The 25,106-nt window shown below is 65.2% G+C and carries 28 protein-coding genes and 1 pseudogene; 10 read left to right on the forward strand and 19 right to left on the reverse strand.

Features of this window, described 5'->3' with window-relative positions; translation table 11 throughout:
- The first annotated feature begins 222 nt into the window (after positions 1-222).
- The 4 genes from RXV88_RS07870 to aat all read left to right on the forward strand — a co-directional run bounded on the left by RXV88_RS07870 (position 223) and on the right by aat (position 3,271).
- On the forward strand, positions 223-645 hold the full coding sequence (locus RXV88_RS07870; RefSeq protein WP_316291757.1) for a hypothetical protein: 423 nt from the start codon (positions 223-225) through the stop codon (positions 643-645).
- Positions 646-740: 95 nt separating this feature from the next.
- A complete protein-coding gene (gene accB, locus RXV88_RS07875; RefSeq protein ID WP_316291758.1) occupies positions 741-1,220 on the forward strand; it encodes an acetyl-CoA carboxylase biotin carboxyl carrier protein in 480 nt (159 codons plus the stop codon).
- Positions 1,221-1,225: 5 nt separating this feature from the next.
- Positions 1,226-2,578, forward strand: coding sequence for an acetyl-CoA carboxylase biotin carboxylase subunit (accC, locus tag RXV88_RS07880; protein WP_316291760.1), 1,353 nt, complete (start codon positions 1,226-1,228; stop codon positions 2,576-2,578).
- Between the two features lie 54 nt (positions 2,579-2,632).
- Positions 2,633-3,271, forward strand: coding sequence for a leucyl/phenylalanyl-tRNA--protein transferase (gene aat, locus RXV88_RS07885; protein WP_316291762.1), 639 nt, complete (start codon positions 2,633-2,635; stop codon positions 3,269-3,271).
- On the opposite strand, the gene RXV88_RS07890 is transcribed toward aat, so the two are convergent.
- The 7 genes from RXV88_RS07890 to RXV88_RS07920 all read right to left on the reverse strand — a co-directional run bounded on the left by RXV88_RS07890 (position 3,235) and on the right by RXV88_RS07920 (position 7,830).
- A complete protein-coding gene (locus RXV88_RS07890; RefSeq protein WP_316291764.1) occupies positions 3,235-3,591 on the reverse strand; it encodes a DUF2155 domain-containing protein in 357 nt (118 codons plus the stop codon). The genes aat and RXV88_RS07890 overlap by 37 nt on opposite strands.
- Positions 3,588-4,034, reverse strand: coding sequence for an outer membrane lipid asymmetry maintenance protein MlaD (gene mlaD, locus RXV88_RS07895; protein ID WP_316291766.1), 447 nt, complete (start codon positions 4,032-4,034; stop codon positions 3,588-3,590). Before mlaD ends, RXV88_RS07890 begins: the two co-directional genes overlap by 4 nt.
- Positions 4,035-4,038: 4 nt before the next feature.
- Positions 4,039-4,422, reverse strand: coding sequence for an NADH:ubiquinone oxidoreductase subunit NDUFA12 (locus RXV88_RS07900; protein WP_316291768.1), 384 nt, complete (start codon positions 4,420-4,422; stop codon positions 4,039-4,041).
- Between the two features lie 138 nt (positions 4,423-4,560).
- Positions 4,561-4,920, reverse strand: a complete 360-nt coding sequence (locus RXV88_RS07905; RefSeq protein ID WP_316291770.1) for a RidA family protein — start codon at positions 4,918-4,920, stop codon at positions 4,561-4,563.
- A gap of 51 nt (positions 4,921-4,971) precedes the next feature.
- Positions 4,972-5,691, reverse strand: a complete 720-nt coding sequence (locus RXV88_RS07910; RefSeq protein ID WP_316291771.1) for a dienelactone hydrolase family protein — start codon at positions 5,689-5,691, stop codon at positions 4,972-4,974.
- Positions 5,692-5,807: 116 nt separating this feature from the next.
- Positions 5,808-7,070, reverse strand: coding sequence for an ATP-dependent Clp protease ATP-binding subunit ClpX (gene clpX / locus RXV88_RS07915; protein ID WP_316291773.1), 1,263 nt, complete (start codon positions 7,068-7,070; stop codon positions 5,808-5,810).
- A 130-nt stretch (positions 7,071-7,200) separates the two neighbouring features.
- Positions 7,201-7,830 (reverse strand): ATP-dependent Clp protease proteolytic subunit, encoded by a 630-nt coding sequence (locus tag RXV88_RS07920; protein WP_316291776.1) that lies wholly within the window; start codon positions 7,828-7,830, stop codon positions 7,201-7,203.
- Positions 7,831-8,118: 288 nt separating this feature from the next.
- Between RXV88_RS07920 and RXV88_RS07925 the strand changes: the two genes are divergently transcribed.
- Positions 8,119-9,327, forward strand: a complete 1,209-nt coding sequence (locus tag RXV88_RS07925; RefSeq protein ID WP_316291778.1) for an FAD-binding domain-containing protein — start codon at positions 8,119-8,121, stop codon at positions 9,325-9,327.
- A gap of 289 nt (positions 9,328-9,616) precedes the next feature.
- Here the strand turns inward: RXV88_RS07925 and RXV88_RS07930 are convergent.
- The 11 genes and pseudogenes from RXV88_RS07930 to RXV88_RS07980 all read right to left on the reverse strand — a co-directional run bounded on the left by RXV88_RS07930 (position 9,617) and on the right by RXV88_RS07980 (position 19,582).
- Positions 9,617-10,875: pseudogene (locus RXV88_RS07930) on the reverse strand (FCSD flavin-binding domain-containing protein).
- A 48-nt stretch (positions 10,876-10,923) separates the two neighbouring features.
- A complete protein-coding gene (locus tag RXV88_RS07935) occupies positions 10,924-11,637 on the reverse strand; it encodes a c-type cytochrome (protein ID WP_316291780.1) in 714 nt (237 codons plus the stop codon).
- Positions 11,638-11,641: 4 nt separating this feature from the next.
- The gene (locus RXV88_RS07940) at positions 11,642-12,829 is read right to left on the reverse strand and encodes a c-type cytochrome (protein WP_316291782.1); all 1,188 of its coding nucleotides are present in this window, start codon (positions 12,827-12,829) and stop codon (positions 11,642-11,644) included.
- Positions 12,813-14,090, reverse strand: a complete 1,278-nt coding sequence (gene soxC / locus RXV88_RS07945; RefSeq protein WP_316291785.1) for a sulfite dehydrogenase — start codon at positions 14,088-14,090, stop codon at positions 12,813-12,815. Before soxC ends, RXV88_RS07940 begins: the two co-directional genes overlap by 17 nt.
- Positions 14,091-14,116: 26 nt before the next feature.
- On the reverse strand, positions 14,117-15,814 hold the full coding sequence (gene soxB, locus RXV88_RS07950) for a thiosulfohydrolase SoxB (protein WP_316291787.1): 1,698 nt from the start codon (positions 15,812-15,814) through the stop codon (positions 14,117-14,119).
- A gap of 96 nt (positions 15,815-15,910) precedes the next feature.
- Positions 15,911-16,768, reverse strand: coding sequence for a sulfur oxidation c-type cytochrome SoxA (gene soxA / locus RXV88_RS07955; RefSeq protein WP_316291789.1), 858 nt, complete (start codon positions 16,766-16,768; stop codon positions 15,911-15,913).
- A gap of 60 nt (positions 16,769-16,828) precedes the next feature.
- Positions 16,829-17,158, reverse strand: coding sequence for a thiosulfate oxidation carrier complex protein SoxZ (soxZ, locus tag RXV88_RS07960; RefSeq protein ID WP_316291791.1), 330 nt, complete (start codon positions 17,156-17,158; stop codon positions 16,829-16,831).
- Between the two features lie 19 nt (positions 17,159-17,177).
- Positions 17,178-17,594 (reverse strand): thiosulfate oxidation carrier protein SoxY, encoded by a 417-nt coding sequence (soxY, locus tag RXV88_RS07965; RefSeq protein ID WP_316291793.1) that lies wholly within the window; start codon positions 17,592-17,594, stop codon positions 17,178-17,180.
- Between the two features lie 35 nt (positions 17,595-17,629).
- The gene (gene soxX, locus RXV88_RS07970; RefSeq protein WP_316291794.1) at positions 17,630-18,106 is read right to left on the reverse strand and encodes a sulfur oxidation c-type cytochrome SoxX; all 477 of its coding nucleotides are present in this window, start codon (positions 18,104-18,106) and stop codon (positions 17,630-17,632) included.
- Between the two features lie 126 nt (positions 18,107-18,232).
- Positions 18,233-18,814, reverse strand: coding sequence for a thioredoxin family protein (locus tag RXV88_RS07975; RefSeq protein ID WP_316291796.1), 582 nt, complete (start codon positions 18,812-18,814; stop codon positions 18,233-18,235).
- Positions 18,815-18,844: 30 nt separating this feature from the next.
- The gene (locus RXV88_RS07980) at positions 18,845-19,582 is read right to left on the reverse strand and encodes a cytochrome c biogenesis CcdA family protein (protein ID WP_316291798.1); all 738 of its coding nucleotides are present in this window, start codon (positions 19,580-19,582) and stop codon (positions 18,845-18,847) included.
- 73 nt (positions 19,583-19,655) lie between these two features.
- On the opposite strand from RXV88_RS07980, the gene RXV88_RS07985 reads away from it, so the two are divergent.
- The 3 genes from RXV88_RS07985 (at position 19,656) to RXV88_RS07995 (ending at position 21,571) form a co-directional block, all read left to right on the forward strand.
- Entirely contained in the window at positions 19,656-20,033 is a 378-nt protein-coding gene (locus RXV88_RS07985; RefSeq protein WP_316291799.1) for a thioredoxin fold domain-containing protein, read from the forward strand.
- An 11-nt stretch (positions 20,034-20,044) separates the two neighbouring features.
- Positions 20,045-20,380 carry a metalloregulator ArsR/SmtB family transcription factor gene (locus tag RXV88_RS07990; protein WP_316291801.1) on the forward strand — a complete coding sequence of 112 codons (336 nt, stop codon included), beginning with the start codon at positions 20,045-20,047 and terminating at the stop codon, positions 20,378-20,380.
- 126 nt (positions 20,381-20,506) lie between these two features.
- Positions 20,507-21,571: a YeeE/YedE family protein gene (locus RXV88_RS07995; protein ID WP_410468806.1), complete on the forward strand. Its 1,065-nt coding sequence runs from the start codon at positions 20,507-20,509 to the stop codon at positions 21,569-21,571.
- A gap of 287 nt (positions 21,572-21,858) precedes the next feature.
- On the opposite strand, the gene RXV88_RS08000 is transcribed toward RXV88_RS07995, so the two are convergent.
- Entirely contained in the window at positions 21,859-22,446 is a 588-nt protein-coding gene (locus RXV88_RS08000; protein WP_316291802.1) for a riboflavin synthase, read from the reverse strand.
- Between the two features lie 83 nt (positions 22,447-22,529).
- Between RXV88_RS08000 and RXV88_RS08005 the strand changes: the two genes are divergently transcribed.
- Positions 22,530-23,822, forward strand: coding sequence for a capsular biosynthesis protein (locus RXV88_RS08005; RefSeq protein WP_316291803.1), 1,293 nt, complete (start codon positions 22,530-22,532; stop codon positions 23,820-23,822).
- A 95-nt stretch (positions 23,823-23,917) separates the two neighbouring features.
- On the forward strand, positions 23,918-25,063 hold the full coding sequence (locus tag RXV88_RS08010; RefSeq protein ID WP_316291804.1) for a polysaccharide biosynthesis/export family protein: 1,146 nt from the start codon (positions 23,918-23,920) through the stop codon (positions 25,061-25,063).
- Positions 25,064-25,106 lie beyond the last annotated feature (43 nt).

A 25,106-nucleotide genomic window follows, 5' to 3' on the forward strand; every position in this document is an offset into this window, starting at 1 on the left:
CTCGGCGACACCTCAACACTCGCCGAACCCGAAGTCGTCGACGACCTCATCGAAAACAGAATGAACAAGGGGTGAGCCCGCCGCCCCGGGCCGGCCCGGCCCGGGGAAACATCCTGACACAGTGTAAGCCCAAGAATTCATTTTCAATTTTAAGGGTGTCGCTGCGAAATTTGCGCCGTCGTGTTACCCTCTGTCGGGGGAGACGCTGAACGGAGCGAAATCATGTATGTTCCACCCGCCTATACGGGCATCGCGCCGCTGACACCCGGGCTGTCGCCCGACCGCCCGACCGACGCGGTTCACACCGAAACGCCCGACGCCGTCAAACCGGTCCCTGAGACCGCCGAGACGATCCTTGAGACGAAATCGCCCGCCGACTTCTGGCGCGTGCCGAACGGCGGCACCGACCCGGACACGCATACCGCGCCACCGTCGATCATGCAGCTGAAAATCCTCGAAATTCTGGACCAACAGCAGACCGTCCCCTCCGGCTCAGCGCCCCCGGCCCCGAAAGACTCCCCGCCGGCGGCCCCCGCGTCCGCCAGGCCGTCGGACCCCTTCGACCCCATCGCGGCGCTGACCCGCGACTCGGCCTTCACGGCGCCGGACGAAGACCCTGAACCGATCCCGCCCGAAGACCCGTAAGGGTCGCTTTTCAAGCCTGCGCCCTTGGCCTATAAGCGGGCAGCCATAGTGGTCGGCGGCATAACCGCGGGCCCGAGGAACCGGGCGAGGATTGAATGACGAAAAACACCCATGATGCCGATGTGGCCTTTATCCAGGCCTTGGCGGAATTGCTGCGCGAAAACGATCTGACCGAGCTTCAGGTCAAGCGCGAATATGGCGAGGACGACAGCCTGAACGTGCGCGTCAGCCGCTTGCAGCCGCAGGCCGCCGCACCGGTTCAGACCGTGGCCGCCGCGGCCCCGGCACCCGCCGCCGCGCCCGAACCCGCCGCCCCCCTGCCCGAGGACCCCGCCGCGCATCCCGGCGCCGTCACCTCACCCATGGTCGGCACGGTCTACATGCAGGCCGAACCCGGCGCGCCCTCCTTCATCAGCGTCGGCGCCACGGTCAACGAAGGCGACACGCTGCTGATCGTCGAGGCGATGAAGACCATGAACCACATCCCGGCCCCGCGCGCCGGCACGGTCAAGCGCATTCTGGTCGAGGACGGCGCCCCGGTCGAATACGGCGCGCCGCTCGTGATCCTGGAATAAGCGCGATGTTCGACAAGATCCTGATCGCAAACCGCGGCGAGATTGCGCTGCGCGTGATTCGCGCCTGCCGCGAGATGGGCATCGCCAGCGTCGCGGTGCATTCCACCGCCGATGCCGACGCGATGCATGTGCGCATGGCCGACGAGACCATCTGCATCGGCCCCGCCCCCGGCACCGACAGCTATCTGTCGATCCCGGCCATCATCTCGGCCTGCGAGGTGACCGGCGCGCAGGCGATCCATCCAGGCTATGGGTTCCTGTCGGAAAACGCCCGTTTCGTGCAGGTGGTCGAGGATCACGATCTGAAATTCATCGGCCCCACGGCGGAACATATCCGCGTCATGGGCGACAAGATCACCGCCAAGGACACGATGAAGGACCTCGGCGTGCCTTGCGTTCCGGGCTCGGACGGGGGCGTGCCCGACCTGGCCGCGGCCCAAAGGATCGGCGACGAGATCGGCTATCCCGTCATCGTCAAGGCCACCGCCGGCGGCGGCGGGCGCGGCATGAAGGTGGCCCAAAGCGCCGCCGACATGGAGCGTGCCTTCATGACCGCCCGCTCCGAGGCCAAGGCCGCCTTTGGCAACGACGAATGCTATATCGAAAAGTACCTGACCACGCCGCGCCACATCGAAATTCAGGTCTTTGGCGACGGCAAGGGCAATGCGGTGCATTTGGGCGAGCGCGACTGCTCGCTCCAGCGCCGTCACCAGAAGGTCTTTGAAGAGGCCCCCGGCCCCGTCATCACCGAAGAAGAGCGCGCGCGCATTGGCAAGATCTGCGCCGACGCGGTGGCCCGAATCAACTATGCCGGCGCGGGCACGGTCGAATTTCTGTACGAGAACGGCGAGTTCTACTTCATCGAGATGAACACCCGCCTGCAGGTCGAACATCCGGTGACCGAGGCGATCTTTGGCGTCGATCTGGTGCGCGAACAGATCCGCGTCGCCTCGGGCCTGCCGCTGTCGTTCACGCAGGACGATCTCAAGATCAACGGCCACGCCATCGAGGTCCGCATCAACGCCGAGAAGCTGCCGAATTTCTCGCCCTCCCCGGGGCGGATCACGCAATATCACGCGCCCGGCGGGCTTGGCGTGCGCATGGACAGCGCGCTTTATGACGGCTACCGGATCCCGCCCTATTACGACAGCCTGATCGGCAAGCTGATCGTGCACGGCCGCGACCGGCCCGAGGCGCTGGCGCGCCTCAATCGTGCGCTTGGCGAGCTGATCGTCGACGGCATCGACACCACCGTACCGCTCTTTCACGCGCTCCTTCAGGAACCCGACATCCACACCGGCAGCTACAACATCCACTGGCTCGAGAAGTGGTTGGAACAGGCGCTGCCCTCCGGCTAGGGTCGCGCCCATGAAAGCGGGCGTCACCCTCTGGCGGCAAGGAAAGGCTCTGGCATGACTGACATCACGCCAGAGCTTTTGCTGCACGCCTACCGCTCGGGCATCTTTCCCATGGCCGAACATCAGGACGACCCAGAGCTTTTCTGGGTCGATCCCAGGCGGCGCGGCGTGCTGCCGCTCGATGGGTTCCGCATTTCGCGCAGCCTGGCGCGGCGGCTCAGGCGCAACGATTACCGGGTGACGCTGGATCAGGATTTCGAAGGCGTGATCGACGGTTGCAGCGACCGGCCCGAGACCTGGATCAACCCGGAATTACGGCGCCTTTACAGCGCGTTGCACGACATGGGTCATGCCCATTCGATCGAGGTCTGGATGGAGGGCGAGCTGGCCGGCGGGGTCTACGGCGTCACAACGGGCGCGGTCTTTTGTGGCGAATCGATGTTTTCGCGCCGGACCGACGCCTCCAAGATCGCGCTGGCCTTTCTGGTCGATCACCTGCGTCGATGCGGATTCACGCTTTTTGACACGCAGTTTCTGACCAGCCATCTCGCCTCTCTCGGCGCGGTCGAGATCACCCGCGCCGACTATCGCCGCAGGCTTGCCGAGGCGCTGGAACATGACGCGGATTTCGCCGCGAAACCGCTGGCGCGGAGCGGTCAGGAGGTGGTGCAGCGCAGCACCCAAACGTCGTAGCGCGGATGCTCCATCGGGTTAAGCGCAGGCGACGAGGCAATCATCCAGCCGCGAAACACCGGATCTGCCACGCCGGCCTCTCGAACAGTGACGAACGCATAGGCGTCGCCTGCCGGGTCGCCTTCGGGATAGCGGCATTCGCCCAGCATCACCTCGACCCGGCCGACCCGGGCGGTGCCGCCGTTGGGCAGGTCGAGATCCTGCACGGTGCCGTTGAGCTTGTCGAGCGCCCGAAGCGTCGCGCCGCTGCCAGTGCTGACCGCCTCTTGCGCCGCCACCGGCAGGGACGCGGCCATCACAAGCGCCGCCACGCGGATCATTCGTCCTCGCCCGCCACGAATTTCAACAGGAGCGACACCAGGCTGACCGCGCCTTGGGTATCGAGGATCTCGTCACCCGGTTCGAAATAGAACGGCGATCCGCCGGGCGATATTTCCACGAAATTGCCACCCAGCAAGCCCTCGGATGCAATCGCGATGGCGCTGTCGTCGGGGATCTCGATGCCGCTGCGGATGCTGACGACCGTGTCCGCGCGGTAGGTTTCGGTGTTGAGGTCGATGTCGGTGACGGTGCCCACCTTGACGCCCGCAAGCCGCACGTCGGTGCCGACGCTCACCCCCTCGAGCGAGCGGAAACTGGCGGTCAGCGGATAGCCGTCCTGCCCCATGGAAAGCCCGGCGCTTTGCACCGTGTAGGCGCCAAAGGCGATCGCGGCGGCCAGAACGGCGCCGCCCACCAGAACTTCGGTCATGTGTTCGGGCATCGGGTTATTCCGGGCTCCAGGCCTCGTAATCGCGGCGCTCGCGCGGGGCCTCGCGCCGGATCGACCCAGCCGGCGCATAGGCCAGCGCGGTGCCGGTCAGGTTCTCCTGATGCGGCTTTTCCCAGGCCTTGTGCGGCAAGGGGCGGTCGGCGGGCGTTTCCTTGAAGGTGTGGTGCAGCCAGCCATGCCAGTCGGGGCTGACGCGGCTGGCCTCGGCCTCGCCGTTGAAGATGACCCAGCGGCGCTTGCCGTCCTTGGTCTGGTAAAAGGTGTTGCCTTGTTCGTCCTCGCCGACCTTGACGCCGTTGCGCCAGGTCCAGAGCTGCGTGTTCAGGGTCTGGCCGTTCCACCAGGTCACCGCGCGCAGAAGCGTGTTGAGAATGCCCATGCAAACCTCCGAGATCCGTTGCAGCCGGTATGCCCCATGCGCGCCGCGACGTCCAGTGACAAGGCCGCGCAGGGGATGCGGCCGGGCATCGAAATCTTACAAAGATTTCGGTCCGTTTTCTTTGCAAGAAAACGGCGCCTAACGGGCCAGCGCGGTCACTTCGATTTCGATGCGGTATTTGGGGTCGATCAGCCCGCATTCGATCATCGTCGCAGCCGGCGGGTTTGCGCCGAATGTGTCCGACAGGATTGGCCAGCAAGCCTCGAACTCGGACCTGTCGGGCAGCATGTAGGTGACGCGCACCACATCGCCGAACCCTACCCCCGCCTCACCAAGCGCCTTGCCGATCGTCTCGAGCGCGCTTGCACATTGCTCGGTCACGCTGTCGCCCTGCCCGACGGTGCCCGCGACGTGGACGAAACCGCCCGCCACCACCGCGCGGCAATAGCCGATCTTTGCTTCATATTCTCCGCCCGAGGAAATTCGTTTGATGGTCATGATCTTGGTTTTTCTTGTTGGATTTTGATGATTTCCTTGCGGTGTGAGGGATCACTCCGGGGTCAGGCATTCCGCAAGAAACGAGGTCAGCGCGGCCCAACTGCGTTTGGTCGCCCGCTCGCTGTACATCATGCCTCCGGCCTTGTCTTGTGCCATCGGGTTGGTGAACGCATGTCCGGTATGGCCAAAGGCCTGAATTTGCCAATCCGCACAGTTTTTGGTCAGCTCGGCCGCCAAAGCTTCGACATCCTGGGGCGTGGCCAGCGGATCGTCCCACCCATGCAGCGCAAGCACAGACGGCACAATCGGGCCTAAGACGCCCTCTGGCGCATCAAAAACCCCGTGCACAGGCACGCAGGCCTGAAATGCCGCGCCACTGCGCGCCAGGTCCAAAACCGCTTTACCGCCAAGGCAATAGCCCAAAGCCCCGGTACGGGTTGCGTCAACCTGCGTCTGATCTTTGAGTGCGACAAGCGCCGCCTGCATGCGCCGGATCAAGATAGAGCGGTCGGCGTTCAAAACCGCCATCCAGGCCGAGGCCTCATCCCCGTTCCGCGCCCGCTTGCCGTCGCCATAATAATCAACCGCTAGGGCAACATAGCCAAGGCCCGCGAGCGCCTCAGCGGTTGCGACTTCAAACGGGCTTAGCCCACCAAAGGCTGGCGCCACGAGCACACCCGGCGCGGGATCGCGCAAGGCATCGTCCCACACCAACTGCCCGACCATCGTGTCGATGCCATCGCTATAGCGTAATTCCATCTGCTGGATCATGGTTCCCGCGGCCTTGTATTCTCAACGCGCCCCTTCGCGGAGAGGCCGCCTGTTACAGAAAAGGCAACGCTGTAACACGTTGCCCTTGATATAAAAATTCCTGAGAACCCGTACACTCACCCTGCCGAGGCGGCGTCCTTGCTGTCGTCGTGGATTATCAAGGGCTGGGCGTTGGTGTTCACCGCTTCCTCGTTCACGACCACTTTGCTGACGCTGTCCATGCCCGGCAGTTCGAACATCGTCTCGAGCAGGATCGCCTCGAGGATCGAGCGCAGGCCGCGTGCGCCGGTCTTGCGTTCGATGGCGCGCTTGGCGATGGCCGAAAGCGCGTCGTCGGTGAAGGTCAGCTGCGTGTCCTCCATCTCGAAGAGGCGCTGGTATTGCTTGACCAGGGCGTTCTTGGGCTGCGTCAGGATGGTGACCAGCGCGTCCTCGTCCAGATCCTCGAGCGTGGCCAGCACCGGCAGGCGGCCGACGAATTCCGGGATCAGGCCGAATTTCAGCAGGTCCTCGGGTTCGAGGTCCTTGAACACCTCGCCCACGTTGCGCGCGTCCACATCGCGCACATCCGCGCCAAAGCCCATGGCCGAGCCCTTGCCCCGTTGCGAAATGATCTTGTCGAGCCCGGCAAAGGCGCCGCCGCAGATGAAGAGGATGTTCGTGGTGTCCACCTGCAGGAATTCCTGCTGCGGATGCTTGCGCCCGCCCTGCGGCGGTACCGAGGCCACGGTACCCTCCATCAGTTTCAGCAGCGCCTGCTGCACGCCCTCGCCCGACACGTCGCGGGTGATCGAGGGGTTTTCGGACTTGCGGGTGATCTTGTCGACCTCGTCGATATAGACGATGCCGCGCTGCGCGCGTTCGACGTTGTATTCGGAGGCCTGCAACAATTTCAGGATGATGTTCTCGACATCCTCGCCCACGTAGCCGGCCTCGGTCAGCGTGGTGGCGTCGGCCATGGTGAACGGCACATCCAGAATGCGCGCCAGCGTCTGCGCCAGCAGGGTCTTGCCGCAACCGGTGGGGCCGATCAGCAGGATGTTGGATTTCGCCAGCTCGATATCGCCGGTTTTCTGCGCGTGGTTCAACCGTTTGTAATGGTTGTGCACCGCGACCGACAACACACGCTTGGCCATTTCCTGGCCGATCACGTAATCGTCGAGCACATTGCAGATTTCGCGCGGAGTGGGCACCCCTTCCGAGGATTTCAGGCCCGAGCCTTTGGTCTCCTCGCGGATGATGTCCATGCAAAGCTCGACGCATTCGTCGCAGATGAACACCGTGGGACCCGCGATCAGCTTGCGCACCTCATGCTGGCTTTTTCCGCAAAAGCTGCAATAGAGGGTGTTCTTGCTGTCGCCGCCTGAATTCGTCGCCATATCGAACCTTTCTGGGCCGTTTCGCAGGTACGCGCCGGGCCGCCCCCGCCCGTTAAGTTACATGGCCCGCCCCGTTGCGCAAAGCTTAGGACAGGCCATGGCGGTCTACAATCGCAAATTTGCCGGATTGTTAAGCGTCGGCATCCGCCTTGCCCCGGCTCTCCACGATCTCGTCGATGAGCCCCCAATCCTTGGCCTCTTCGGGCGACATGAAGTTGTCGCGCTCCAGCGCCGCCTCGACCTTTTTCAGGGTCTGGCCCGTGTGCTTGACGTAGATCTCGTTGAGCCGCGTCTTGAGCTTCTGGGTTTCCTGCGCGTGGATCATGATATCCGTGGCCTGGCCCTGATAGCCGCCCGAGGGCTGGTGCACCATCACCCGGCTGTTGGGTAGCGAGAACCGCATCCCCGGCTCGCCCGCCGTCAGCAACAGCGAGCCCATCGAGGCCGCCTGCCCGATCACCAGCGTGCTGACCTTGGGTTTGATGTACTGCATCGTGTCGTAGATCGACAGGCCGCTGGTCACCACCCCGCCGGGCGAGTTGATGTACATGCTGATTTCCTTCGACGGGTTCTCCGCCTCGAGGTGCAGAAGCTGCGCAACGATCAGCGACGACATGCCGTCATGCACCGGCCCCGACAGGAAGATGATGCGCTCTTTCAGCAGGCGCGAGAAAATGTCGTAGGCGCGCTCGCCCCGGCTGGTTTGCTCGACCACCATGGGGACGAGGGTGTTCATGTATGTCTCGAAGGGATCTTTCATGGCCGCCTGCCTGCTCGTTAAGGGGAAATGGGTAACGCCGTGTTCCCCGGAGTCTTAGTATCGCACCCCGGGGGCTGCAAGGGGCGGCGGGCAAATGCGTCCTGGGATCAGAGATAGGTCAGCATATGTGACTTAATGTTTCGCACGCGAAACATTGGGGCAGCGGATATGACCCATAAATTATTGAATTAGTTAACTTTATTGACGGCCCCCGAAGTCGCCGCACGGCGCTGTCCGGGCAACGCTTCGACGCTTGAAGCCGCCACGCCACGCCCTACCCTTGCCGCCATGCAGGCAAATGATCCTTTCCTCCCGACCCGAACCGCAGCGCTCGAACGGCTCGCGGCCTTCGTGCCCAGGGCCGGGCGCGATTACGCCGCGCGGCGCAATTACGACCTGGGCCCGGGCCGTCACGCGGGCGTGTCGACCCTGTCGCCCTACATCCGCCACCGGATCCTGACCGAAGAAGAGGTGCTTGGGGCCGTGCTGGGCCGCCATTCGCACCGCGCCGCCGAAAAATTCGTGCAAGAGGTGTTCTGGCGCAGCTACTGGAAAGGCTGGCTCGAGATGCGCCCGGCGGTCTGGGGCGGCTACCGCGCCGGGCTGGCGCAGCGCTGGGACGAGGTGCAGACCCAGGCCGGCCTGCGCCGCGCCTGGGAGGACGCCTGCCACGGCCGGACCGGGATCGACGCCTTCGACCACTGGGCGCAAGAGTTGGCCGAGACGGGCTATCTGCACAACCACGCGCGGATGTGGTTCGCCTCGATCTGGATCTTTACCCTGCGCCTGCCATGGGAGCTGGGGGCGGATTTCTTCCTGCGCCATCTGCTGGACGGCGATCCGGCCTCGAACACGCTGGGCTGGCGCTGGGTGGCGGGGCTGCAGACGCGGGGCAAGACCTATTTGGCGCGGGCCTCGAATATCGCGCGGTATACCGAGAACCGCTTTGCGCCGCAGGGGCTGGCCGCCGAGGCCCCGCCTCTGGAGGGCCCCGCCCATCCGCCGCGCATGGCCCCGCCCGAGGGCGATCGCTTCGACCCCGCCCGCCCTACCGCGCTGGTGCTGCACGAGGACGATCTGAGCCCCGGCTGGCTCTTCGATCTGGGGCTTGCGCCGGTGGCCACGGCGGTGCTGGACGCCACTGGCGGGTTGTCGGTGCTGGAGCCCGCGCCGCGGGTGCGGGCGTTCAAGACCGCGCTGATGGACGAAACCGTGACACGCTACGGCGCGCTGCTGGGCCCGGTGACCCAAGGGCTGACCAGCGGGTCGGAGGCGGCGCAATGGGCGCGCGACGCAGGCGCCACGCAAATCGTCACACCCTATGCGCCGGTGGGCCCCTCGGCGCAGATCCTGCATCAGATCCCCGACCTGCCCGTGCTGCGCCCGCTGCGCCCCTACGACGCCCGCGCCTGGCCGCACGCGACGGCGGGGCTCTTCAAGTTCAAGGAAAAGATCCCGGCGCTGCTGGCGGATATGAAGGGGCTGCGGGTGGCGTAGAGGTGCGTTAGACCCCCTTCAGCGCCCCGAAGTCGCGGACTCAAGGCCGAAGGCCGCCTGCTGTCAGCGCCTGCCCGTCCCGGCGGGCTGGCGCTTTGGCAGATCGGGGCGCACCGACTATTCGCAGCAATGACTTGGCAAAGGCAAAGCGCGCAGAAGCCCAGTTGCAGCGCCACCCCACGGGCTGACGCTGGCCACGGCTTGAGCCGGTGACGCTGGTCGCGCGCACCGAACCAAGCGTATCGCCCGTAGGGTGCGCGCTCTGCGCGCACCGTCCCTTGGCGCAGGATCAGCCAAACATGTCCGCGGTGATGCCCGCGTACCAGCCGATGCTTTCCTCATAGGTCGCCTTGCGCAGCGCCGCGTCCTCGCCGGTCTGGCTGATGAAGCCGTCGACCTTGGCGATCTTTTCATCCGTCGCCTCGTAGGTGGCCCCCACCTTGACGCCGTCGTCGGTGTCGATGAGCGACCAGCAGGTGTTCGAGAACTTGGCCGGAAAGACCCGGCTGCCGGTCAGCGCGCCGCGCACCGCCATCGCCGCGACCTTGGCCTGGCTGTTGGCCGAGAACCCGGATTTCGGCATATCGCCCTGCGCCGCCGAATCCCCCAGCACATGGATGTTCTCATCCACCCGGCTCTGCATCGTGTGGCCGGTGACCGGCGCCCAGTTGCCGTCGGTCAGGCCCGCCGTCTCGCAGATCCGCCCCGCCTTCATCGCCGGGATGACGTTGACCGCATCGGCTCGGATCACCTCGCCGTCGATGTCCACGGTCATCTCCGCCGGGTTGACGCTGGTGTTCTGGCCGCCGAAATCCGGCCCGATGCGGGTGATCATGCCGGGAAAATGGCTCTCCCAGCCATCCTCGAAGAGCCCTTGTTTCGAGAAATTCTCTTTCGGGTCGGCGATGATGATCTTGGCCGTCGGATTGTTGGCTTTCAGCCGGTGGGCCACCATGCTCACCCGCTCGTAGGGCCCCGGCGGGCAGCGGTAGGGGTTGGGCGGGGCGACCATCACAAAGGTGCCGCCTTCGGGCATGGCGTCGACCTGTGCGCGCAGAAGCTCGGTCTGGCTGCCGCCCTTGTAGGCATGGGGCATGGCGTTCTGCGCCGACAGATCCCAGCCCGCAACCGACCCCTCGACAAAGTCGATGCCCGGCGACAGCACCAGACGGTCGTAGGGCATCGACCCGCCGCCCGCCAAGGCGACCGTGCGCGCGTCGCGGTCGATGCCCGTAGCCCAGTCGTGCACCACGTTGATCCCGTACTCCGCCGCCAGCGTGCCGTAGGAATGCCCGAGGCTCGCCATCTCGCGGAAGCCGCCGATATAGAGGTTCGAGAAAAAGCAGGTGTAGTAGTGCCGCGCCGGTTCGATCAGGGTGACGTCGATCGCGCGCCCGAATCCTTGGCGATGTAGCGCGCGGCGGTGGCCCCGCCCGCGCCGCCGCCGACGACCACCGCGCGCGGTTTGCCCTGCGCCCGAAGCATCGGTGCGGCAAGACCCGCCGCTGCTGCGCTTGTGGCGATAAAAGCCCGTCTTTTCATATGCATGTCAATTCCTCCCTAGAAACAGCCCGTTCTCGCGGACCGGGTGACCGCTTACTCCAAATTCTTGAAATACGCGGCCAGCGCGGCGATCTCCTCGTCCGAAAGCCGCCCCGCCATCATCTGCATGACCGGGTGCGGACGCAACTTCTGTTTGTAGGCGTGCATGGCGATGACGAAATCTTCGACCGGCCAGCGCGTGATCGAGGGGATGCCCGCGTCCGACCCGTCGCTCTGGTGGCAGGTCTTGCATTCGCTGGCCAGGTATTCGCCGTAGGCCACGTCGCCGACGATGGAGAGCACCTCGGGCGGCAGATCGACCTCGCGCGCGACGGCCGTCGGGGCGGCCTCGGGGATGTTCTGGGGATCGGCCGAAAAGCGCCGCAGATAGGCGATCACGTCGTGACGGTCCTGCGGATCCTTGACCCCGCGAAAGGACATGCGGGTGCCGCTGACAAGCGCACGGGGATTGGCGATATAGGCGTCGAGCCTTTCGTAGTCCCAGGTCAGCCCGTCCGCCGCGGCGCGTTGCATCGCTTTGGAATAGGGAAAGTCCTCGACCGCCCCGGCGGCGCGGTCGAAGATGTTGTTGAGATGCGGGCCGATGCGGTTTTCCGCCCCCGGCCCGATCTGGTGGCATCCGCTGCTCTGAGCGAAGATCGCTTCGCCGCGTGCAGCATCGCCCAGCGGGACGGCCTCCTCGTCGGCGGCCGCGCCGCTGGCGAGCGCCAGCAGCACGACCAGCGACGGGAGGAACCGCCCGCGCACGGGCTTACTCGGCGAAGGTCTTGAGGTACTCGGTCACCGCCGCGATATCCTCGTCCGACTTCAGCCCGGCAAAGGCCATCTTTGTGCCTTTCACCGCCCCGCGCGGATCGGCGAGGAAACCGGCCAAGGTGGCCTCGTCCCAGACGCCGCCCATGCCGCTCATGGCGCTGGAGTATTTGAAGCCGTCGGCGCTGCCCACGGCGCGGCCCACGATACCGTTCAGTTGCGGGCCCGAGCGGTTCTTGGCGCCGTCGCCGACCTGGTGGCAGGCCTTGCACTTGCGGAACACCTTTTCGCCCTCGGCGGCCAACGCCTCGTCGATGGCGGCCACGGTGACGGTTTCGGCCGGGGCCTCGGGTTCAGAGGTCTCGGCGGTTTCGGTCGCGGCGGGCGCTTCGGTGGTCGCAGCCGCCTCTTCGACGGCGCCCTCTTCTTCGGGGGTCACGTCGAGCACGGTGGCGCGCATGGTGATTTCCGCGCTGTCCTTGCACTCGCTCATGCAGGGCTCGGTGCGCCAGATCGTGTATTCCGTCTCGGCCCGGTCATCGACGATGAAATTGTCCGCGTTGGGCATCTCGACCTCGGCGAAGGTGTCTTTTGACAGCACGAAATCGTCTTCGACCAGCCAGTTGGAATAGAGGATGTAGGCGGTGATCGCATAGACCTCGTCCGGGGTCAGCGACTGCGCGTTGCCGAAGGGCATCGAGCGGTTTACGTAATCCCAGACGGTCGAGAGATAGGGCCAGTAGCTGCCCACGGTCTTGACCGGGTCGTCGTCGGCCAGGGTGCCCTCGCCGCCGGCGAGCTTGGGCCAGTTGCCCACGCCTTCGGCAAAGACCCCGTGACAGGCCGCGCAATTCTCGGCGAAGAGCACCTCGCCGTCGGCGACCGAGCCCGAGCCGTCGGGCAGGCCGGTGCCGTCGGGCGACACGTCCAGATCCCAGGCGGCAAGTTCCTCGGGCAGCGCCGGGCGGCCCAGCCCGTAATGCGCGTCAGAGCCGGTCGCGGCATCGGCCGACCCGATCAGCCCGCCTGCCGGGGCGGCGGGGGCCACGGGGGCCGGCAACGCCGCCATCAGATCGGGATTTTCCGGCATCGGCGCGATGTTGCGGTCGGCGAAATTGACCGCGAGGGTCAGCATCACGACCGTTCCGACGGCGGAGCCGCCGAAAAGCTTAAGAGACCTCGACATTTTCCGCCTCCCCATTGGTTTTGACGTGCCACGTCTGGATACAATTGTTGTGATAGATCGAATTCAGCCCGCGCACCTCGCGCAGCTGCGCCTTGGTGGGCTGGACATAGCCGGTCTCGTCGATGGCGCGGCTTTGCAGCAGCATCTCTTCGCCGTCCCAGGCGGTGTCGAGATAGAAGCGCGTCAGCGCCTTGTTCTCGCCCTCCTTGGCCAGACGCGCGGTTTCCCAGGTGATGCCGCCGTCCTTTGACACATCGACGCGGGTGATCCTGCCGTGGCCCGACCAGGCCAGACCGGTGATCACCAGCGGCCCGCTTCCGTGAGTGATGGGGGATTGCGGGCTGGGCGAGGTGATGACCGATTTGGCATCCATCACCCAGGTCCATTTGCGGGCCGTGCCGTCTTCGAGCACGTCGGTGTATTTGCTGGTCTCCTCGCGGCTTTCCACGGGGCCGTCCATGACCTCGATCCGGCGCAGCCACTTGACCCACATATTGCCTTCCCAGCCCGGCACGACGAGCCGCACAGGATAGCCGTGTTCCTTGCGCAAAGCCTCGCCATTGGCCTTGAAGGCGACCAGAACGTCGTCGAGCGCCTTTTCCATCGGGATCGAGCGGCCGTTCGAGGACGCATCCGCACCCTCGACATAGACCCACTTGCCTGCCAGATCGCCCGCGGCGTCGAGCCCGGCCTCGGCCAGCAGGGTGCGCAGGGGAACGCCGGTGTATTCCATATTGTGGATCATGCCGTGGGTGAACTGCGCGCCATTCAGCTGCGCACCGGCCCATTCCATTCCGGTATTCGCCGCGCATTCGCAGAAATACACGTGGTTTTCGCGCGGGAAGCGCTCCAGGTCGGCATAGCTGAAGACCAGCGGCTGATCGACCAGACCGTTGATCATCAGGCGGTAATCCTGCTTGGCCAGCTCGATCGCGCCCGAGTGGTGACGCTCGAACGCGCAGCCCTGCGGGGTGATCGTGCCATCCAGCGCGTGGATCGGCGTGAAGTTGATCGAGCTGATCGTGTCGGCGGTCAGCCATTCGACGTTGCGGCGGACGACGTCGTCCTCGAACTTGATCGGCAGACCGTAGGGGGTGGCGTCGACGCCGTCGCCAAAGCCGGACGCCCAGGGCTGCACCTCTGTGATCAGCGGATCGGGGCCGGCCGCGCGTGCGGCGGTCGCAGCCGCAGCCCCTGCCCCCAGCGCCGCGGCGCTGGTGAGGAACTGGCGGCGGGAGGGGCCTGTCTCTCTCTTGCTCATGGGGTTCTCCTTTTCATCGGGTGGGGTCAGATGCCCACCACCTCGACCGAAGTGTTCGGGGCGACGCTGACGTTGCCCAGTTTGCGAATGTGGTTTTCGACCACGTCCCAGATGGGCGGGCCTTCGGTGCCTTCGTTCACGCTCGCCCAGCCGGCGACGACGTAGGCCCGCGCGGGGTCGATCGCCTCGCCGGTGCGCAGCAGCACCATGTCGCTGATGCGCTCGCCCTGCGGCTTGTTGATGTCGATCCGGTAGCCCAGACCGCCGGTGCGCACCATGTCCCCGCCCTGCTGGTAATAGGGATCGGGGTTGAAGATGTTGTCGGCCACGTCTTCCAGCACGACCTTGAGGAATTCACCGGTCATTTCCGTGCGATACGCCTCGCCGTAGGTCATCGAGGTGACGTTCCAGACGTCCTCGCGGGTGATCTCTTGCCCCGGCAGAATCGACGGGCCCCAGCGCACGCCGGGCGACAGGGCGATCTCGGCCTCACGTTCGGACAGCAGCGCGTCGCAGATCAGATCGTCCCAAGAGCCGTTGAAATTGCCGCGCCGGTAGAGCAGCGAATCCGACGTGCCCACCACCTCGGAAAGCTGGTCGGCATAGGGCGCGCGCTGCTCGTCGATCAGCGCGGTCATCTCGGCATCGGGGGTGATCACGTCCGAGAAGATCGGGATCAGCTTGTGGCGGAAGCCCATCATGCGGCCGTTCTGAACGTCGAGATCGACGCGGCTGACGAATTTGCCGTTCGAGCCGGAGGCCACGATGATCGTCTCGCCCACCAGCACCGGTTCGGGCAGCGCGTCGTGGGTGTGGCCCGACAGGATCACATCGATGCCGGTCACGATGCTGGCCATCTTCTTGTCGACGTCAAAACCGTTGTGCGACAGGCAGACGACCAGCTCGGCGCCCTCGGCGCGGACCTCATCGACCATGGCCTGCATGTTCTCGTCGCGGATGCCGAAGCTGTATTCGGGGAACATCCAGCCCGGGTTTGCGATCGGCATGTAGGGGAAAGCCTGGCCGATCACGGCGATCTTGACGCCGCCACGTTCGAAGAACTGGTAGGGCTTGAAAAGCTCGGCCGGTTCGTCCCATTCGGCGTCGAAGATGTTCTGCCCAAGCGCGTCGAAAGGCAGGCCCTCGACCAGCTCGTTCACGCGCTCGGAGCCGAGGGTGAATTCCCAGTGGAAGGTCATCGCGTCGGGCCGCAGGGCGTTCATGACGTTGACCATGTCCTGGCCCTGGGTGTGGAAACAGGTGTAGCTGCCGTGCCAGGTGTCGCCGCCGTCAAGCAGCAGCGCGTCGGGCCGGTCGGCGCGGATGGCGTTCACGACGGTGGCCACGCGGTCCATCCCGCCCATCCGGCCATAGCTTTTGGCCAGCGCCGAAAAATCGTTGTAGGTCAACGCGTAATGCGACGGACTTCCATCGTCGATACCGTAAAGCTTGCGGAAGTCCGCGCCGGTGACATGCGGCACCGCGCCCTTGTTGCCGCCCACGCCGATATTGACCTCGGGTTCGCGGAAATAGATCGGCTTGAGCTGGGCGTGGATGTCGGTGACATGGATCAGCGATACGTTGCCGAAGGTGTCGAATTGCAGAAGCTGATCCTGGGTCAGCGCCTGCTGCGCGGCCAGCCTGGACCAATTGCCAAAACCGCTGGCGCCGTAAAGCGCCGAAGCGGCCATGGACGCTTGCAGAAAATCGCGACGTGAGATCATCGAAGCGGCCTTTCGTTTACGTTACATATACGCATATTTGAATGCGTTGAGGGGAGGAAAGCCCCGCGCCAAAGACTGGCACGGGGCAAGTTCAGATCAGTTGCGGACCGAGGGGCCTTCGACCGACAGGCCGTTGCCGCGGCTGGTCACGTACAGCTCGAGCGCCACGAATTCGGGGCTGCCAGCGCTGTAGGTTTCGGCGCGGGTGTCGCGCACGCAGCCCTTGAAGCGGCTGTGCACCCCGTTCAGCTTGGCGTTCTTCAGACGGTAGGTCGGGAAACCGTTGATCTGGCCCTGGCTGAGATGGTCGGCGCGGATGTAGTTGCCATAGTTTTCCTCGTGGCACGAGGCGCAGGACAGTTCCAGCTGGCCGGTGCGGGTGTAATAGAGCTCTTTGCCCATTTCCCACGCATCGGCCACGGGGCCGTCGATGGCCACGTCCACGGGCATGCCGCGCGACACGGAGGACAAAAGCGCCTCCATGTTGATGGCGTCGCCCGAGTCGTATTTCCACGCCTCGGCGCCCATGCGGTTGGTGCGGCAGTCGTTGACCTGCATCTGCAGCGTCCGCAGCTCGCCGGCCTCTGCGTTCCACTTGGGGTAGGTCGGCTTGACGCCGGCCATATCCTCGGGCGCGCCGTGGCAGGATGCGCAGGACTTGTCCTCGGTCCCCTCGGCGGTGTTCCACGCGTCGATCCCGTTGTCGACGAAGATCATGCCCGGGTTGTCGAAATCGTCCATCTCGAGCGCCTGGGTTTCGTCCGACCGAAAGTGCCAGCCCGACATGATCGTGTCGATGCCGGTCTCTTCCATATGTGCGGGTGCGGCGGCTTTGGTCGTCATGTCGATCTCGCCGTTGATGACGAGATGATCGTCATCCGCGCCCCCTGCCAGAACCAGCGGCGCCGTGGCGATCAGCGCGGCGGTCATGGCCGTCATTGCTCTTATTCTCATGTTTTCCCTCCCTGGAAACGGCCCTGCCCCCAAATCCGGGGGCAAGGCCGGCCACCGGCCTTAGCCGACGGAAATCTCTTTTGCGTCCTCGTAGACCGACCCGTCGTCGTCATACCAGGTGAACTTGAACTCGCCCGCTTCCGGAACGGTCGCGTAGAATTCAAAATAGGGGTTGGTCGAGATCGCCGGTTCCATCTTGACGTCGATCACGTTCTCACCGTTGAAGTCGCAGGTGAAGCGGTTGATGATCGAGCGCGGAATGGTGTTGCCGTCGCTGTCCTTGCGCTGGCCGGATTCCATCTTGTGGCTGATCAGCGTCTTGATGGTGATCTCTTCACCGGCAGCCGCCTTTTTCGGGACCTTGACGCGGGGTTTGACTCCAGATGCCATGTTCTTTGTCTCCTCTGCCTCAGCCGCCGCAGCCGCCGATGGTGACCTTCACGGTCTTCGACGTCCGGGCAAAGCTGCCGTCCGCCAGTTGTGCAATCGCGATCACGTCCTGCGTGCCCGCCAGACGGATCCGGGTGGAGGCCGCCTGTTGCGCGGCCAGTGTGCCGAAGTTGAACGTCGCCACGGGCGGCGTCGGGTTGCCGGCGGCCAGCACCATGATCGCGGCGGCGCCGGGGGCGCTGACCTCGATCGGCACGGTGTTGCCGTTCTCGGCGATCTCGGGCGCGGTCAGCTCCACGCCGGCGTCGCCGACGGCGGCGCCGCCGGTGAATTCTGCGATCAGATCGTCCACCGCCGCGTTTGCGCGGAACGGCAGAACGGTCATCAGCGCCGCACCGGCGCCGATCGCAAGCGTCTCACGTCTCGTGAAATCCATGTCTCGTTTCTCCTCGAATTGCGGTAGGTCGCGGCTCAGTCCTGCAGGGTAAGCAGGAACGCGACCACATCCTCGACTTCCTGAGCCGTCAGGATCGGCGTCAGGTCTTCCTCTTTTGCGGCCTTGCCGGTGTATCCGTCACCGGGCCGGGTGAAGCCGCTGGTCTTGTAGAACGCGGGCATGACGGTGCCCTCGAACATCATCTTGGCGTTGGCGACGATGCCGCGCAGCTCTTCGGCCGAGCGATAGCCGCCCACCCCGTCGAGCGTCGGGCCCACCTCGCCGTGGAACGGCGCGTCCTGCAGCGCGGTCACCGCGTGGCAGGCCACGCAATTGCCCTTGCTGCGGGTCGTCATCACCTTGGCGCCGTTGGCCGCGTCGCCCGGCGCGCCGCTGAGCGACGCCTCGATCGCGCCGTACTCGTCGAACTTCACGTCGTTGGGCGAAACCGAATCGGCGAATGCCACGCTTGCCGCCAGCATTGCAGCTGTCGAAATGATACTTAGCCTCATATTCCCTCCCTAGGTGGTCGGCCCGGCTACAGGGTGACCGACTTTCGTATACCGTAGGCTACCGAAGGCGATTCACGCAACAACAAATTCGAAGAATTGAATTGATTGCCCGAATTTTTGTGGCAATCAGTCGGTACTGCCGTCGTTGCGTTCCTGGATCATGCGGGCGTGGTAACGCTGGAAATCTTCCCCGTTATCAAGTTCGTAGCGCTTTTCGTTCACCCAGGTGAACATGTCCAGCGTGGTGCCCTTGCCGAAGGCGCCGGGCATCACCGCGACGGCCGCATCGACCGCCGAAGTGCCCTCGGGCACCTCTTCGGGCAGGAACATGATGGTCGGCGTGAACATCACCCGCCACTTGCGCGCCATGTCCTTTTCGGACAGCGCCTCGCCGTCCAGATCGGTCACTTCGATGTCGCCGTGCAGGTTCAGCTGCACCACAAAGTAATTGTCCTCGATATAGCCGCCGACCACGGGATCGGGGAACACTTCGTTGTGCATCTTGGTGCAGTAGATGCAGCCGCGCTGCTCGAAGAAGAGCGCCAGGCGCTTGCCCTCGGCATTGGCCTCGGCCAGGTCCTCGCGCAGGTCCTTGAAGGTGTCGCGCATCCACGGGGTCTTGTGCAGACCGTCGTCGCCCAGTTCGGCCGCGCCCACGGGCAGCGCCGTCATAAGCGCCAGCGCGGCGCTCGCAATCAGGTGTTTCATGGCGTTCTCCATCGATAAGGGCCGGTCGGGTCAGGTGTAGGCCACCCAGCCGGGGAACCATTCCAGCATCGCATTGGCGATGAGGTTCACAGTATCGGTCGCGATCAGGATCGCAAACACGATCAGCATGACGCCCATCACCTTTTCGACATATTTCAGCTTGTCGCGGTGCCGCGCGGTCCAGCGCAGGAAGGGGCCGGAAAAGAGCGCGGCGACGACGAAAGGCGCGGTCATCCCCACCCCGTAGACGAACAGAAGCAACCCCCCGCGCGTCAGATCGCCCATGCCGCTGGCGATCATCAGGATCGACGCCAGCGCCGGGCCGACGCAGGGCGTCCAGCCGAAGCCGAAGGCGAGGCCCATCACATAGGCGCCCAGAAGGGTCTTGGGCTCTGCCTCGCTTTCGATGCGCGCCTCGCGGTAAAGGATGGGCACCCGGATCACGCCCAGGAAATGCAGCCCGAAGACCGCCAGCACCGCCGCAGCGACGTAAGACAGGGGATCGCGCCAGGTGGCGAAGGCCTGCCCCACCGCAGTGGCCCCCAGCCCCAGCAGCACAAAGATCGTCGTGACGCCCGCGGCGAAGAACACCGCCGACACCACCAGCCGGCGCTGCGCGCCCGGCGCGATGCCCGTGTCGGCGCGCAGTTCCGACATCGAGATGCCGGCCATGTAGCACAGGTAGAACGGGACCATCGGCAGGATGCAGGGGGTGAAAAAGCTCAAAAGCCCCGCCAGGGCCGCGCCCGCATAGCTGATATCGAACATATGCGCGCGACTCCTTGATCAATTCACATATTCAGATTATGTTGTACGAGAAGCCTTCGTCAATCGGTGATGCATGATCCTGAGCCGTCTGGCCGCACTGGCCCTGAGTTTTCTAATAATCGGCGCGCCGGTGCTGGCGACGCCGATGCTTGTCATGGTCGATCAGAAGGGCTGCGTTTATTGCGCGCGCTGGGAAAAAGAGATCGCCCCGGCCTATGAAAAGACCGCCGAAGGGCAATTCGCCCCGCTGCGGCGGATCGACATCGACGACCGGCCCGAGGGCGTGTCCTATGCCCGGCCGGTGAATTTCACACCCACCTTCATCCTGGTCGTGGACGGTGCGGAAATCGACCGCATCGAAGGCTATCCGGGTGAGGATTTCTTTTGGCCGCTTTTGTCCCGCATGCTGGACGATCATACGGATTTCGACGCATCCGCCGTCATGAACTGAGGAGTGCCGCCATGGCTCTGCCTGTATTGAACGAAGACCTGAGCGACGAGGAATTCGACCGTATCGCCGAAAAGGCCACCACCGCCGCGGCCTTCCTGAAGGCGATCAGCCACGAAGGCCGGCTGATGATCCTGTGCCATCTGGTGTCGGGCGAAAAATCGGTGACCGAGCTCGAGGATCTGCTGGCGGCGCGGCAGGCGGCGGTCAGCCAGCAATTGTCTCGGCTGCGGCTGGAGGGGCTGGTGGTGCCCCGGCGCGAGGGCAAGGCGATCTATTACCGCCTGGCCGACGAACGCCCGCGCAAGATGCTGGAATGCGTCTACGAGCTTTTCTGCAAGGACGACTAGGCTTCGCTGACCGCCCGGTACGGCGTCGCGTTTCGGGCAAGGCCGCGATCGGCCCTTGCCCCAAGCGCCCTGCCCCGGCACAGTGAAGCGGGGGAAACGTGTCAGGGCAGGAGGAGGCCCGGACCGATGCAAGACATTCTGAGCATTCTGAGCGAACATCATCTGGTCGCGCTGATCGGGCTTGTGGGCGGCGTGCTGCTGGGGCTGGCGGCCCGGCTGGGGCGGTTCTGCACCATGGGCGCGATCGAGGACTGGCTTTACGGCGGATCGGACACGCGGCTGCGCATGTGGGGTCTGGCCATCGGGGCGGCGGTCTTCGGGACCTTTGCGCTGATGGCGGGAGGGGTCTTCGATCCGGCCGAGAGCTATTATCTTGGCCTGCGCTGGATGCCCCATGCCTCGGTCATCGGCGGGCTGCTTTTCGGCTATGGCATGGCGCTGGCGGGCAATTGCGGCTATGGCGCCATCGCGCGGCTGGGCGGCGGCGATCTGCGCAGTTTCGTGATCGTGCTGGTGATGGGGGTTGCGACCTATGTCATCATGTCCGGCCCGCTGGCAGGGCTCAGGGTGCTGCTGTTCCCGCAGGAGGCCGTGACCGGCGCAGCGCCGGGCATCGCGCATCAGCTTGCGGGCTGGACCGGGCTGCCGGTGGCGGTGCTGGGCATGGCGATGGGGGCGGCGATCCTGGTGTTTGCGGGTATGTCGCGCGCGCTCTGGGCCAAGCCGATGCAGGTGGTCTGGGCGCTGGCGGTGGCGCTGGCGGCGCTGACGGCCTGGGCGGGGACCTCGTGGGTGGCCGCCTCGGGGTTCGAGGCGGTGCCGGTGGTGTCGCATTCCTTTGCCGCGCCGCTGGGCGAATCGATCCTGTGGTGGATGACCGGATCGGCCTGGCCGGTGACCTTTGCTGTGGGCTCGGTGGCGGGCGTGTGGCTGGGGGCCTTTATCGGTTCGCTGATCAAGGGCCATTTCCGCTGGGAGGCCTGCGAGGACCCGCGCGAGCTGCGCCGCCAGATCATCGGCGCGGCGCTGATGGGCTTCGGCGCGGTGATCGCGATGGGCTGCAGCGTCGGACAGGGCCTGTCGGCCTTTTCCGTGCTGGCCTGGTCGGCCCCGGTGACGGCGGTGTCGATCGTGGCGGGGGCGGCGCTCGGACTGCGGCAGTTGATCCTGGGCTTTGCCCCGGCGGAGTGATCCGACGGAGTGCTGCGCACGCTTTTTTCTTGATTGGCGCTTTGCGGCTTGTGTGTGGCCCCGGCTTGCGGGCGGCGTGGATGTGGCTGGCGGCAGAGCCTCCGGCGGGAGTATTTTTGCCAAGAAGAAGTTGGGGGCTTTCGGACGGGCCGGGGGTTTGAGAATGCCGCGATTGCGGGGATCGGGGCCGGCCGAAGGGGTCGATTGCAGCCGGGCGGCCGGTGCGGGGCCCAAGTTTTCAGGCGGCGTGGCCGTGGCGGGCGTATTTTCGGACAAGAAGAAGAGGGTCAGAGGCTTTCGGCGAGGCGGGCGACGTAGCGGGCCAGGGTGTCGATCTCGAGGTTGACGCGGTCGCCGACCGCGACCCTGCCCCAGGTGGTGACCTCTTTGGTGTGAGGAATGAAGTTGATGCCGAACTCGGCGCCGTCGACTTCGTTCACCGTGAGTGACGTGCCGTTGAGCGCGACCGAGCCCTTGGGTGCGATGAAGCGCGCAAGGCCCTCGGGCGCGCGCAGGGTGACGCGGGTGCTGTCGCCTTCGTCGCGCACCGCGGTCACCTCGGCCACGCCGTCCACATGGCCCGACACGATATGGCCGCCCAGCTCGTCGCCCACCCGCAAGGCGCGTTCCAGGTTGACGCGGCGGCCCTCGGCCCAGGTGTCGAGATTGGTCTTGCTGACGGTTTCGGCGCTGATCTCGACCTCGAACCAATGATCGCCTAGCGCGATCACCGTCAGGCAGACGCCGTCGCAGGCGATCGAGGCGCCGATGTCTATGCCGGCGGTGTCGTAGGCCGTGCCGATCCGCGCCAGCAGGTCGCCGCGCTGTTCGAGCTTTTCGATCTTTCCCATGTCGGTCACGATACCGGTGAACATCGGCGGTTCCTTTCGAGGGGCCTTATTTTCGCCGAACTGCGGCGCTATGAGTTAGGTCAGCCACACGGGAATAAATCGCCGCCATGGCCAACGCAACCGGGCAAAAACGGGTCTTCGTGTTCCTGCAGGGGCCGCACGGGCCGTTTTTCAACCGACTGGGCAAGATGCTGCGCAAGACCGGGGCCGAGGTCTGGCGCGTGGGCTTCAACGCGGGCGACCGGGCGTTCTGGTTTCATCCTCAAAGCTACATCCCCTTTACCGGCGCGGCGGCAGCCTGGCCCGCGGCCTTTGCCGAGCTGATCGAGACGCGCGGCGTCACAGACATCGTGCTTTACGGCGACACCCGGCCGATCCACGCCCAGGCGGTCGAGGAAGCGCGGACGCGCGGGCTGAATGTGCATGTCTTCGAGGAAGGCTACATGCGCCCCTATTGGGTGACCTACGAGCGCGGCGGGTCGAACGGGCATTCGCGGCTGATGCAGATGAGCATCGCCGACATGCAGGCCGCGCTGGCGCAATCGGACATGGAGGCGCCGCTGCCGCCCGCTCATTGGGGCGACATGCGCCAGCATATCTTTTACGGCGCGCTTTATCATTGGTTCGTGATGTTCCGGAACGGCGATTACCGCAACTTCCGCCCGCATCGCGCAATCCCGGTGACCAAGGAATTCCAGCTTTACCTGCGGCGGCTCTTGCTGATGCCCTTGACCTGGGCCGACCGGGTGATCGCCACGCAGCGGATCCGGCTGGGGGGCTTTCCCTATCACCTGGCGCTCTTGCAGCTGGAGCATGACAGTTCGTTCCAGATGCATTCGCCGTTCACCACCATGACCGAGTTCCTCGAACTGGTGGTGGAGGGCTTTGCCAAAGGCGCGCCCGGCCATCATCACCTGGTCTTCAAGGCGCATCCGCTGGAGGACGGCCGCGTGCCGGTACGCCGCGCCATCCGGCGTTTCGCCCGCCAGCACGGCGTCGCCGACCGGGTGCATTACGTGCGCGGCGGCAAGCTGGCGCAGCTGCTCAACGATGCGCGCACGGCCGTCACGGTCAATTCCACCGCCGCGCAGCAGGTGCTCTGGCGGGGCATTCCGCTGAAGGTCTTCGGGGATGCGGTCTATTCCAAACCCGAATTCGTGTCGGACCAGCCGCTGGCCGAGTTCTTTGCCACCCCGGCCCGTCCCGACAACCGCGCCTACAAGGATTACCGGCGCTATCTGCTGGAGACCTCGCAGCTGCCGGGCGGGTTTTACTCGGCCCGCGGGCGGCGTCAGCTGTTGCGCCAGGTGGTCGACATGATGCTGGCCGCGGACGATCCTTACGACGCGCTGCGGCGCGGGACCGCGGCCCCAAGGCAACAGTTGCGCGTCGTGCGCTAGGGGCCTTTCACCTCGACGCTGGCTTTTGCAACGGCATTTCGGTAGCTTACCCAAAAAACCGAGGCAGAACAAAAACAGGTCGAGGAGACCGAGCAGTGAAAACCCCCTCAAACCGGTGGGCGAAGTCCGTCGCCCTTCTGGCCGCGGTGTCGATTCTGGCATCCTGCGGCCTTCCGCGCGTTGGCCCCAACAAACGTGAAATCTTTGCCGGATCGGTGCAGCGCGAGGGCGACGCCTTTATCGTCGCCGTGAACGACCGGGTGACCCGCGCCACCGCCGTGGTCCCGGCGCTCGGGTTCACCGATACGTTCAAGAACGCCGGCGTGGTCGGATCGGACACGATCCAGCCGGGCGACACGCTGGGCCTGACGATCTGGGAAAACGTCGATGACGGTCTTCTGGCCGGCGAGGCGACCAATTCGACCCTGCTCGAAGAGGTGCAGGTCGACGGGTCGGGCTTTATCTTCGTGCCCTATGCGGGCCGCATCAAGGCGTCGGGCAACACGCCCGAGGCGATCCGCCGGATCATCACCAACCGGCTCGAGGATCAGACGCCGGACCCACAGGTGCAGGTGCGCCGCCTTGCCGGCGACGGTTCGACCGTAAGCCTGGTGGGTGCGGTCGGCGGTCAGGGCGTCTATGCGATCGAGCGGCCCACGCGCACGCTCTCGGCCATGCTGGCGCGTGCCGGGGGGCTGACCATCGAGCCCGAGATCGCCCAGGTCGTCGTGCTGCGGGGCGAGCACAAGGGCAAGATCTGGTTCCAGGATCTTTACGACAACCCCGAGTTCGACATCGCCCTGCGCGGCGGCGACCGCATTCTGGTCGAGGAGGACACCCGCGCCTTTACCGCGCTCGGCGCCACCGGCACCCAGGCGCGCGTGCCGTTCGAAAGCCAGACGCTGAGCGCAGTCGAGGCCATCGCGCAGGTCGGCGGCCTTGTGGCCACCGCCTCGGACCCGACCGGGGTCTTCGTCTTCCGCAACGAACCGGCTGAAATCGCCAACCAGGTGCTGGGCCGCGGCGATCTGCAAGGCGCGCAGCGAATGGTCTATGTGCTGGATCTGACCGAGCCCAACGGCATGTTCATGGCCCGTGACTTCGTGATCCGCGACGAGGATACGCTTTACGTGACCGAGGCGCCCTTCACCCAGTGGAACAAGACGATCTCGGCGCTGACCGGGTCGCTGGGGGCCATCAGCACCATCGACACCGCCGCCACGACGCTGAGCGGGGGCTGACACGCTTGCCCTCGGGCAACGGGACATCGCCAGACGCCGGGGC

The organism is Aestuariicoccus sp. MJ-SS9, assembly GCF_032586235.1.
Lineage (GTDB): Bacteria > Pseudomonadota > Alphaproteobacteria > Rhodobacterales > Rhodobacteraceae > Aestuariicoccus.

Coding starts and splice junctions, on each gene's coding strand:
- soxY (WP_316291793.1), bottom strand. CDS start 17,594: ATGGATTTCACGAGACGTGAGACGCTTGCGATCGGCGCCGGTGCGGCG.
- accB (WP_316291758.1), top strand. CDS start 741: ATGACGAAAAACACCCATGATGCCGATGTGGCCTTTATCCAGGCCTTG.
- RXV88_RS07940 (WP_316291782.1), bottom strand. CDS start 12,829: ATGTCGAGGTCTCTTAAGCTTTTCGGCGGCTCCGCCGTCGGAACGGTC.
- accC (WP_316291760.1), top strand. CDS start 1,226: ATGTTCGACAAGATCCTGATCGCAAACCGCGGCGAGATTGCGCTGCGC.
- soxB (WP_316291787.1), bottom strand. CDS start 15,814: ATGATCTCACGTCGCGATTTTCTGCAAGCGTCCATGGCCGCTTCGGCG.
- RXV88_RS08005 (WP_316291803.1), top strand. CDS start 22,530: ATGGCCAACGCAACCGGGCAAAAACGGGTCTTCGTGTTCCTGCAGGGG.
- soxZ (WP_316291791.1), bottom strand. CDS start 17,158: ATGGCATCTGGAGTCAAACCCCGCGTCAAGGTCCCGAAAAAGGCGGCT.
- RXV88_RS07985 (WP_316291799.1), top strand. CDS start 19,656: ATGATCCTGAGCCGTCTGGCCGCACTGGCCCTGAGTTTTCTAATAATC.
- RXV88_RS07905 (WP_316291770.1), bottom strand. CDS start 4,920: ATGACCATCAAACGAATTTCCTCGGGCGGAGAATATGAAGCAAAGATC.
- soxX (WP_316291794.1), bottom strand. CDS start 18,106: ATGAGGCTAAGTATCATTTCGACAGCTGCAATGCTGGCGGCAAGCGTG.
- RXV88_RS07920 (WP_316291776.1), bottom strand. CDS start 7,830: ATGAAAGATCCCTTCGAGACATACATGAACACCCTCGTCCCCATGGTG.
- RXV88_RS07980 (WP_316291798.1), bottom strand. CDS start 19,582: ATGTTCGATATCAGCTATGCGGGCGCGGCCCTGGCGGGGCTTTTGAGC.
- soxC (WP_316291785.1), bottom strand. CDS start 14,090: ATGAGCAAGAGAGAGACAGGCCCCTCCCGCCGCCAGTTCCTCACCAGC.
- RXV88_RS07925 (WP_316291778.1), top strand. CDS start 8,119: ATGCAGGCAAATGATCCTTTCCTCCCGACCCGAACCGCAGCGCTCGAA.
- RXV88_RS07910 (WP_316291771.1), bottom strand. CDS start 5,691: ATGATCCAGCAGATGGAATTACGCTATAGCGATGGCATCGACACGATG.
- RXV88_RS07890 (WP_316291764.1), bottom strand. CDS start 3,591: ATGATCCGCGTGGCGGCGCTTGTGATGGCCGCGTCCCTGCCGGTGGCG.
- RXV88_RS07990 (WP_316291801.1), top strand. CDS start 20,045: ATGGCTCTGCCTGTATTGAACGAAGACCTGAGCGACGAGGAATTCGAC.
- mlaD (WP_316291766.1), bottom strand. CDS start 4,034: ATGCCCGAACACATGACCGAAGTTCTGGTGGGCGGCGCCGTTCTGGCC.
- aat (WP_316291762.1), top strand. CDS start 2,633: ATGACTGACATCACGCCAGAGCTTTTGCTGCACGCCTACCGCTCGGGC.
- soxA (WP_316291789.1), bottom strand. CDS start 16,768: ATGAGAATAAGAGCAATGACGGCCATGACCGCCGCGCTGATCGCCACG.
- clpX (WP_316291773.1), bottom strand. CDS start 7,070: ATGGCGACGAATTCAGGCGGCGACAGCAAGAACACCCTCTATTGCAGC.
- RXV88_RS07995 (WP_410468806.1), top strand. CDS start 20,507: ATGCAAGACATTCTGAGCATTCTGAGCGAACATCATCTGGTCGCGCTG.
- RXV88_RS07975 (WP_316291796.1), bottom strand. CDS start 18,814: ATGAAACACCTGATTGCGAGCGCCGCGCTGGCGCTTATGACGGCGCTG.
- RXV88_RS08000 (WP_316291802.1), bottom strand. CDS start 22,446: ATGTTCACCGGTATCGTGACCGACATGGGAAAGATCGAAAAGCTCGAA.
- RXV88_RS07870 (WP_316291757.1), top strand. CDS start 223: ATGTATGTTCCACCCGCCTATACGGGCATCGCGCCGCTGACACCCGGG.
- RXV88_RS07900 (WP_316291768.1), bottom strand. CDS start 4,422: ATGGGCATTCTCAACACGCTTCTGCGCGCGGTGACCTGGTGGAACGGC.